Raw genomic sequence first — 8,297 nt, 5'->3', positions numbered from 1 at the left:
CGTACGTACGGTGCAATGAGAGGTGCTGGGGGTAACTCCCCACATCTACTCTATTGTTTCCCTAACTCCAGGACTTACTGAAACTCTCTATATATAATAAATAATGTTCGCGCGCGTAGAAGCATGGAAAAACTTGTGTTTTAGCTTGAAAATGTAAGTAGACTGGGAGGTTGTGATAGGGTGTGAATAATCGGTGTGAAAGTCGTAAAGTTATTTTGCAATCGTACAAAAAGAAGAAAATATGTGCTTTTTTTCCAGTTTTCGCGGGACAAATGTAAAATATTATAGGAAAAGTTTGGTAGTTAAGTTTTTTTTTTATTACTTTGCACTCGATTTCAAAAATGTGCAATGTGTTGCGCAATAATAAAGATTTCAATAACATTTTTAATAAATTAATTTTTAGAGAGACATGAAAAAGTTAGGTTTATTGTTTGCTGCCGCTGCAATGGCAGTTTCAGTAAATGCTCAGACAGTTACTGAGAGCAAGACATTTGACAACTTCTACATCGGCATCAACGGCGGTGCTCAGGTAAAGACTACTGGCGAGAGCTGGATGAACAACCTGAACTCAAACGCTGGCCTTCGTATCGGTCGCTGGTTCACTCCAGTATTCGGTTTGGCTGCTGAGGGTAATGTTTACTTCAACGATCACTGCAAGCACTACATGCCACAGTCTAAGACTTTAGCTCGCTACATGAACGTAGGTTTGATCGGTACTGTAAACTTGAGCAACTGGTTTGCTGGTTACAAGGGTGAGCCACGTTTGTTCGAGGTTGTTCCTGTATTCGGCTTCGGTTGGGGTCATACATTCGGTACAGCTGCTGGTGATAATGAAAAGGAGCTCAACGCTCTTACTTCTAAGGCTGGTATCGACTTCACATTCAACTTGGGCAAGGCTAAGGCATGGCAGGTATATGTTGAGCCTTCTATGAACTGGGCTTTGAACGGCTATGGCTATGAGGGTGTTGCTTACGACATCAACAAGTCTGCATTCCAGTTGAACGCTGGTATCGTTTACAAGTTCAAGAACTCTAACGGTTCTCACAACTTCACAATCGCTCAGCTCCGCGACCAGAATGAGATTGATGGTTTGAACAGCCAGATCAACAGCCTTCGTGGTGACTTGAACAACAAGGACGCTCAGCTTTCTGCTAAGGACAAGCAGATCAAGGATCTTCAGAATGCTCTCGACGAGTGCAACAAGAAGCCTAAGTATGTGAAGCCAGCTACTGCTACAAACTTGCAGCCAACTGTATTGTTCCGTCAGGGCAAGGCTGTTGTAGACAAGAGCCAGATGCCTAACATCGAGTTGATCGCTCAGTATATGAAGAATCACGCGGATGCTAAGGTTGAGATCAAGGGTTACGCTTCTCCAGAGGGTAACAAGGACTTCAACCAGGCTCTTTCTCAGAAGCGTGCTGACGCTGTTAAGAACGTACTCGTTAAGAAGTACAAGATCGCTGCTGATCGTTTGACTACTAAGGGTATGGGCGCAACAGACAAGCTCTTCAAGCAGGTTGAGTTCAACCGTGTATCTACTTTCAACGACAACTCTGTTGCTGAGTAATTGAAAGCAATACGCTAAAAACGATATTGAATAATATCAAAATAGGGAATCCCTAAGGCTTCGGTCTTAGGGATTTTTTTGTTTATAGTAACTGATTGATATGTAAATGTAGCAAATGCCTTATAGATTGTAAGTATTATAGGTTATTTTTGTAACAAAATACGCGTATTTGTGAAAGTTTATACGAAATTTGTTGGCTATTACATAAAAACTCAGTATCTTTGTAGGCAAAATAAACGAAGATACAAAAATGATGAAACATCCATTAAGAAGTAGTGTCTGTACTGAAGGCAGAAGAATGGCAGGTGCCCGTGCACTCTGGGTAGCTGCTGGTATGAAACATGAACAGTTTGGCAAACCTATTATTGCCATTGTGAACAGCTTTACACAGTTTGTGCCAGGTCATACTCATCTTCATGAAATCGGTCAGATTGTCAAGAAGGAAATAGAAGCAATGGGTTGCTATGCAGCCGAATTCAATACTATAGCCGTAGACGACGGTATTGCAATGGGTCACGATGGTATGTTGTATTCACTTCCAAGCCGTGATATCATCGCCGATTCTGTAGAGTATATGGTAAATGCACATAAGGCTGATGCCATGATTTGCATCTCCAATTGTGACAAGGTGACTCCGGGTATGCTGATGGCTTCTATGCGTCTGAACATCCCTACTGTATTCTGTTCGGGTGGCCCTATGGAGGCAGGACGATGGAAAGGCGAGAATGCCGACCTGATCACTGCAATGATCAAAGGTGCTGACACCAGTGTCTCTGATGAGGAGATGACTCAGATAGAGCAGTGTGCATGTCCAGGATGCGGTAGTTGCTCGGGTATGTTTACTGCCAATTCCATGAACTCTCTTACCGAGGCTATCGGTCTGAGCCTTCCTGGCAATGGTACCATCCTGGCTACTCACAAGAACCGCATTCAGCTCTTCAAGGATGCAGCACGTCAGGTGGTTAAGAATGCTTATGCTTATTATCAGGATGGCGATGAGAGTGTATTGCCACGCAATATCGCTACCCGTGATGCATTCCTCAATGCCATGACTTTGGATATCGCCATGGGCGGAAGTACCAATACCGTGCTTCACCTGTTGGCTGTGGCTCAGGAGGCTGGCGCCGACTTCAAGATGGAGGACATCGATCAGTTGAGCCGTAAGGTGCCTTGTCTCTGCAAGTTGAGTCCTAACACTCAGAAGTACAGTGTGCAGGAGTGCAACCGTGCAGGAGGAATCATGGGTATATTGAATGAGCTCAACAAGGGAGGACTTATCAACGGCTCTGTAATGCGAGTTGATGGTCATACTCTTGACGAACAGATGAAGAAATATGATATCACCACTGGTCAACTCGACCCAGAGGCCGACAGAATCTATCATTCTGCACCTGGTCGTAAGTTCTCTACCCAGATGGGTAGTCAGGATGCTCAATGGGAAAGCCTGGATACCGACCGTGAGAATGGTTGTATTCGCGATTTGGAGCATGCTTATACCAAGGATGGTGGTCTTGCTGTGCTGTTTGGCAATATTGCCCAGAACGGTTGTGTGGTCAAGACTGCCGGTGTAGACCCTGTGCTTTGGCATTTCGAGGGTCCTGCCGTATGCTTCGACTCTCAGGAGGATGCCTGCGAGGGAATCTTGGATGGCAAGGTGAACTCGGGCGACTGTGTCGTTATTACCCACGAAGGTCCTAAGGGTGGTCCTGGTATGCAGGAGATGCTTTATCCTACCTCTTATATCAAGAGCCGCCATCTTGGCAAGGAGTGTGCGCTCATTACCGATGGTCGTTTCTCGGGTGGTACGTCAGGTCTTAGCATCGGTCATATCTCACCAGAGGCTGCGGCAGGTGGTAACATCGGCAAGATAAAGGATGGCGATATCATCGTGATTGATATTCCTAACCGCAGCATCAATGTGAAGTTGAGTGATGAGGAACTCAATGCCCGTCCACAACAGCCATTGAAGCGCAACCGTGTGGTAAGCAAGGCTTTGCGTGCCTATGCACAGAGTGTAAGCTCTGCCGACAAGGGTGGTGTGAGAATCATAGATTAGTAGTATCTTTAGAAATTTAAGAGAATTCGGAGGAAAGTTAAGTGAGTTCCCACTTAACTTCCCTCATCATATAAAAACAATAAGTATAAATGGCAAAAGAAGTAATTTCAGGAGCAGAAGCATTGATGCGCTCATTGCAGGCAGAAGGGGTGACAACCATCTTCGGCTATCCGGGTGGCAGCATCATGCCAGTGTTTGATGCACTGTATGGTTACACGAGAGGAGAAAATAAGGTGTTTGATCACATCTTGGTACGTCACGAGCAGGCTGCTGCTCATGCTGCACAGGGTTATGCCCGAGTCAGCGGTGAGGTGGGAGTGACTCTTGTGACAAGTGGTCCTGGTGCAACCAATACGCTGACTGGTATTGCTGATGCCATGATGGACTCAACCCCTATTGTGGTTATTGCTGGTCAGGTGGGTGTTGGTGCCCTGGGTACTGATGCTTTCCAGGAAGTAGACCTGGTGGGTGTTACCCAGCCAATCTCCAAATGGGCTTATCAGATCAGACGTCCTGAGGATGTGGCATGGGCTGTAAGCCGTGCTTTCTATATCGCCCGTAGCGGTCGCCCGGGTCCTGTCGTGCTCGACTTCACCAAGAATGCCCAGGTGGCTTCTTGCGAATGGGAACCGGTGAAGTGTGAGAAGGTGACATCCTATAATCCTTATCCTAAGATTGACGAGCAGGCTGTGGCTGAGGCAGCCGAACTCATCAACAAGGCAAAGAAACCTTTTGCCTTGGTGGGTCATGGCGTGGAACTTGGTGGTGCCCACAATGAACTGTTGGAGTTCTTGGAGAAAGCCGATATCCCTGCAGGACGTACGCTTCTCGGACTCTCAGCTCTGCCCAGCAATCATCCTCTCAATATGGGTATGCTCGGTATGCATGGCTCTTATGCCACCAACATGAAGACGCAGGAGTGTGATGTGCTGATAGCCATCGGTATGCGCTTCAGCGACCGTATCACGGGTGTTCCTTCCAAGTATGCTCCTCAGGCTAAGGTGATTCATCTCGATATTGACAAGGCCGAGATAGACAAGGTGATAAAGACGGATGTCGCTGTCATCGGTGACTGCAAACAGTCGTTGCCAGCCATCACACGTCTGCTGAACAAGAATGTACACCGTGAATGGCGCGACTCTTTCGATGTGTATCGCCAGCAGGAGCAGGAGAAAGTTATAGAGAAAGACATTCATCCTAAGGAAGGTCCACTGTTGATGGGTGAGGTGACCAATGTGGTGACCGAGGCTACTCACAACGAGGCTGTGCTCGTGAATGATGTCGGTCAGAATCAGATGATCAGCAGCCGTTATTTTAAGTTTACCAAGAAATTGTCTATCGTCACCAGTGGTGGCTTCGGAACCATGGGCTTCGGTTTGCCTGCAGCCATCGGTGCTACTTTCGGTGCTCCCGACAGAACAATCTGCTGCTTCTTCGGTGATGGCGGTTTCCAGATGAACATCCAGGAACTGGGTACTATCATGGAACAGCAGGCTCCTGTGAAGATGATTCTGCTGAACAACAACTACTTGGGCAATGTGCGTCAGTGGCAAGACCTGATGTTCGAGGGTCGCCGTTCGTTCACCCACATGTTGAATCCACATTATGCAGAGGTGGCTCATGCCTATGGTATTCCTTACGATGTGGTCATCGACCGCAAGGACTTGAAGGCAAAGGTAGAGAAGATGATTGCCACCAAGGGTCCTTATCTCTTGGAGTGCGCCATCAAGGAGGACGAGGACATCGTGCCTATGACTCTGCCAGGCAAGAGCGTGGACGAGATGCAGCTCGAGTTGAACTATTAAGAGTGGAACAGGAAGAGTGAGGAATCGACTCCTTGTGAAAGAGGGGTGAAGTATCAACTTCTTTGAACGATAAGATTATGGAGAATAACAACGAAAAAAAATTATATACACTGCTTGTTTATTCTGAGAACATTGCCGGTATTCTGAATCAGATTACAGCCGTGTTTACTCGTAGACAGGTGAATATCGAGAGTTTGAATGTATCTGCCAGCAGTATCAAGAACATTCACAAGTACACCATTACGGTGTGGAGTGACGAGGAGCAGATAGAGAAAATCAACAAGGCGATAGAGAAAAAGATTGATGTGGTGAAGAGTGACTATTACACCGATGACCAGATCTTTATCCACGAGGTGGCTCTCTTCAAGATTTCCACACCCGTCTTGCTGGAAAATCCTGAGGTGTCGCGTACCATCCGCAAGCACGATGCACGCATGATGGAGGTAAATCCTACTTACAGCACGGTGCTCCTTGCAGGACTGACAGAAGACATCGCTGACTTGTTCCATCAGCTCAACAGCTTTGACTGCCTCTTGCAGTATACTCGCTCTGGACGCATTGCTGTGACAAGAAGTTATGATGAGCCTGTATCCGATTATCTTAAAAAAGGCGAAGAGGAGTAACTTCATAGAGTGATGAAAATAGTATAAAATATGAATTATAAGAGTCGTATTTCTATGGTCTTCTGACTATGGAAATACGACTTTTATATAATAAAACAAGTACGAGATATGGAATTATTAAGCAAAGTAGGAAGATATGAGTTCCTTTCGGAACCTTTTCATTGTGACTATTCCAGTCACTTGTTTATGGGGCATTTGGGCAATCATCTGTTGAATGCTGCCGATTTTCATAGCAACGACAGGGGATATGGTATGAACTATCTCATGCCTCGCCATCGCACATGGGTATTGAGCCGTCTTGCCATTGAGATGACAGAGATGCCCAAGTCGTATGACAAGTTCGCAGTGGAGACATGGGTGGAGAATGCCATGAAGTATTTTACAGCGCGCGACTTTAAGATCTGCAGCGCATCACCGGCAGGTGAGGAGGAGAAAGTATATGGTTACGGCAAGAGTGTGTGGGCTATGATAGACACGCAGAGCCGCCAGCCTGTTGACATCTTCTCGATCAACGATGGCTTGATATCTCAGTATATCGAGACAGAAAAGGAATGCCCCATTGCTGCCAGCTCGAGGGTGAAGATGTCGGCAGATGCCCAACTCGTCAGAACCATTGACACCTATTATAATGATGTGGACGTCAATGGACATATCAATTCGGTGAAATATATCGAGCACATCCTCGATTTGTTTGATTTGGATTACTATAAGGCCCATTTCCTGCAAAGATTCGAAATAGCTTATGTGGCAGAGAGCCATCAAGGCGATAAATTGAACTTCTATATGGAGAAAGTAGGAGAGAATGAATATTGCATAAAAGTAACAAAAAGCATGCAAAATTCTGAAAAAGATATAGAAGTTGTAAGAAGTAAAGCGAAATTTATAAAAAAATGAAAGAAAAATTTGGTTGTTTCATAATGATTTATTACCTTTGCAACCGAATTAATAAAAGGAATAAACCCATAGCCGCTTTCTTGGATAGGGAGTGGACGGATCAAAAGACTTTCTTTGAATAAGTAGGGCTCGCATCCGTATGGATAAGTAAAACCCGCGGCTTCACAACAGTAGTCGCACAAAAAATTTTTATTATGGCAGAAATGAATTTCGGTGGCGTAATTGAAACAGTAGTCACCAGTCATGAATTTTCATTGGAGAAAGCACGTGAAGTATTGAAAAATGAAACTATCGCCGTTATCGGTTATGGTATTCAGGGTCCTGGTCAGGCATGCAACCTTCGTGACAATGGCTTCAACGTAATCGTTGGTCAGCGTGAGGGTAAGACTTATGAGAAGTGTCTGAAGGACGGATGGGTTCCTGGTAAGACTTTGTTCTCTATCGAGGAGGCTGTTCAGAAGGGTACTATCATCTGTATGTTGCTTTCTGATGCCGGCCAGATTGCTGTTTGGCCAAAGATTAAGCAGTATCTTACAGCAGGTAAGACTTTGTATTATTCACATGGTTTCGCTATCAACTGGAGCGATCGCACAGGCGTAGTTCCACCAAAGGATATTGATGTTATCATGGTTGCACCTAAGGGTTCTGGTACTTCTCTCCGCACTATGTTCTGCGAGGGTCGTGGTTTGAACTGCTCTTATGCTGTTTACCAGGATGCATCTGGCAAGGCTGAGGAGAAGACAATTGCCTTCGGTATCGGTATCGGTGCCGGTTACTTGTTCAAGACCACATTCCATCGTGAGGCTACTTCTGACCTTACTGGTGAGCGTGGCTCTTTGATGGGTGCCATCGAGGGATTGTTGGAGGCTCAGTATGATGTGCTCCGTGAGAATGGTCACTCACCATCAGAGGCTTTCAACGAGACTGTTGAGGAGCTGACACAGAGCCTTGGCCCTCTCTTCGGTGAGAAGGGTATGGACTGGATGTATGCTAACTGCTCTACTACTGCACAGCGTGGTGCGCTCGACTGGGCTCCTCGTTTCCGCGAGGCTATCAAGCCAGTTATGGAGTGGTTGTATTACTCTGTTAAGACAGGTAATGAGGCACAGATTTCTATCGACAAGAACTCTCAGCCTGACTACCGTGAGAAGTTGAACGCAGAACTCGAGGCTATGCGCAACAAAGAGATGTGGCAGGCTGGTGTTACTGTACGTAAACTTCGTCCTGAGAACAACTAATTTTTTTCTCGTACATAATGTTGGAAAGGGAATGGTCCGTGAGGGGTCGTTCCCTTTTGTTTGTGTGTCGGGCATGACACTAACCTAACTGGTTTAACTCCAGTCGCAGGTATT

General features: G+C 45.9%; 6 protein-coding genes. All 6 read left to right on the top strand.

Translation table 11 applies throughout. From position 1 onward, the window contains the following. Positions 1 to 409 precede the first annotated feature (409 nt). The 6 genes from F7D20_RS12845 (at position 410) to ilvC (ending at position 8,183) form a co-directional block, all read left to right on the top strand. Positions 410 to 1,567, top strand: a complete 1,158-nt coding sequence (locus tag F7D20_RS12845; RefSeq protein ID WP_158464389.1) for an OmpA family protein — start codon at positions 410 to 412, stop codon at positions 1,565 to 1,567. Between the two features lie 253 nt (positions 1,568 to 1,820). Beyond that, entirely contained in the window at positions 1,821 to 3,623 is a 1,803-nt protein-coding gene (ilvD, locus tag F7D20_RS12840; protein ID WP_158464390.1) for a dihydroxy-acid dehydratase, read from the top strand. An 89-nt stretch (positions 3,624 to 3,712) separates the two neighbouring features. Then, positions 3,713 to 5,428: a biosynthetic-type acetolactate synthase large subunit gene (gene ilvB / locus F7D20_RS12835; protein WP_158464388.1), complete on the top strand. Its 1,716-nt coding sequence runs from the start codon at positions 3,713 to 3,715 to the stop codon at positions 5,426 to 5,428. A gap of 77 nt (positions 5,429 to 5,505) precedes the next feature. Continuing rightward, positions 5,506 to 6,051 carry an acetolactate synthase small subunit gene (ilvN, locus tag F7D20_RS12830; RefSeq protein WP_022252249.1) on the top strand — a complete coding sequence of 182 codons (546 nt, stop codon included), beginning with the start codon at positions 5,506 to 5,508 and terminating at the stop codon, positions 6,049 to 6,051. Positions 6,052 to 6,159: 108 nt separating this feature from the next. Further along, on the top strand, positions 6,160 to 6,945 hold the full coding sequence (locus F7D20_RS12825; protein WP_158464387.1) for an acyl-[acyl-carrier-protein] thioesterase: 786 nt from the start codon (positions 6,160 to 6,162) through the stop codon (positions 6,943 to 6,945). A 194-nt stretch (positions 6,946 to 7,139) separates the two neighbouring features. Then, on the top strand, positions 7,140 to 8,183 hold the full coding sequence (gene ilvC, locus F7D20_RS12820; protein ID WP_022252252.1) for a ketol-acid reductoisomerase: 1,044 nt from the start codon (positions 7,140 to 7,142) through the stop codon (positions 8,181 to 8,183). Positions 8,184 to 8,297: the final 114 nt, after the last annotated feature.

The sequence above is a fragment of the Segatella copri genome, from assembly GCF_009495355.1.
Taxonomy (GTDB): Bacteria; Bacteroidota; Bacteroidia; order Bacteroidales; family Bacteroidaceae; genus Prevotella.
Note: the sequence above shows the minus strand (reverse complement) of the source record. Positions and strands in the feature narration are given on the sequence as shown.